Source organism: Planococcus sp. ANT_H30 (assembly GCF_008369335.1).
Classification (GTDB): Bacteria; Bacillota; Bacilli; order Bacillales_A; family Planococcaceae; genus Planococcus; species Planococcus kocurii.
Genome location: NZ_VOBJ01000019.1, coordinates 1 through 1,211, shown reverse-complemented (window position 1 = coordinate 1,211; position 1,211 = coordinate 1). Strand labels below are relative to the sequence as shown.

Here is a 1,211-nt window from a genome sequence, read left to right as displayed (position 1 = left end):
CCTAGATTGCAATATTAAATGCAACAAAACATGAAAACCCATTAAACCGTGTGTGGTTCAGGCGATGTGGGCGAGCTCTTCTAAGAAGCACGCTTCCGGTGTCCGGTAGCCGAGAATCTTTCGCGGGAGACGGTTGCACCAGTCCTCTGCGTAACGGATGGTTTCTTCTGCCACCGAACGGATCGCTTTTCCTTTCGGGATGAACCGCCGGATGAGTCCATTGTGACGCTCATTCGTTCCGCGCTCACAGGAGGTGTAGGGATGCGTAAAAAAGACTTCCGTCTTCTCCTTTTCGAACGACGCAGCCAGTTCTGCGAACTCCGATCCGTTGTCGGAAGTGATCGTCTTGAAGACCTGAGCGAAGTTGGTGTCAAACTTGTTCCGCACCATTTCCAGCGCTTTCGTAATGGAATCGCTGTCCTTGTCATCAATCCGGAGGATGATTTCTTGGCGGGTCTTCCGTTCGGTCAGCGTCATCAAAGCTTCGTCCTGGCTTTTCTTGCCGATGACCGTGTCGATCTCCCAATGACCAAATTCAGCTCGTTCTTCCACGGCTTCCGGGCGCTCTTCGATACTGCGGCCAAGCACGCGCTTGTTCACCCGGATTCGGCGTTTTTTCGTATTCAGCCGCACTTTCATCGGGAGGTCGATGTTCTTGACGCCGATGTAGCCAAGCTCAATGTAGTTGTAAAGCGTTTTGGTGCACACCCGTTTGCCTTCGAATTGTTCATGAAGCGCTGCAGATCCGCAGACCGCGTCTGGTGACCAGTTGTCCTTCAAGATCTTGATTTCCGCGTACTGGATGAATTCGATGGCGTCATCCAGCTTGAGTTTGGCCCCGCAGGAGTGGCGGTTTTCTTCGTATTTCAGCTGTCCGGTTTCTGGAAAGTAAGCGTTGACTATTTTCCGTCCGGTCTTCATCTGCGTGACGGTGCCACGTTTGATTTCGCGGCTGATCGTACTTCTGTCGCAGCCAATCGCTTTGGCAATGACGGCCGGGGATTTCCCTTCCTGAAGAAGCGCGGCGATTCGCCCGCGGTCGAAAGAGTTCAAATGTTTAAATGAGCGTTTTGATGTGGTAGACTGAGTTTGAGCCATAGATAAACCTCCGTATCGATTGATGTTTCGTCGACTTAATCATACACGGTTTATCTGTGGCTTTTTCTGTTTTTCTAGCAAGTTAGCTGTTGCATTTGATTATACAACTAGCC

1 protein-coding gene is annotated in these 1,211 nt (G+C 50.8%); it reads right to left on the bottom strand.

Features of this window, described 5'->3' with window-relative positions:
* Positions 1 to 57: 57 nt before the first annotated feature.
* Positions 58 to 1,098 carry an IS30 family transposase gene (locus FQ085_RS17900; protein ID WP_149457290.1) on the bottom strand — a complete coding sequence of 347 codons (1,041 nt, stop codon included), beginning with the start codon at positions 1,096 to 1,098 and terminating at the stop codon, positions 58 to 60.
* Positions 1,099 to 1,211: the final 113 nt, after the last annotated feature.

Bases quoted from the DNA above. Each gene is read 5' to 3' on its own strand.
- FQ085_RS17900 (WP_149457290.1), bottom strand. From the start codon at position 1,098: ATGGCTCAAACTCAGTCTACCACATCAAAACGCTCATTTAAACATTTG.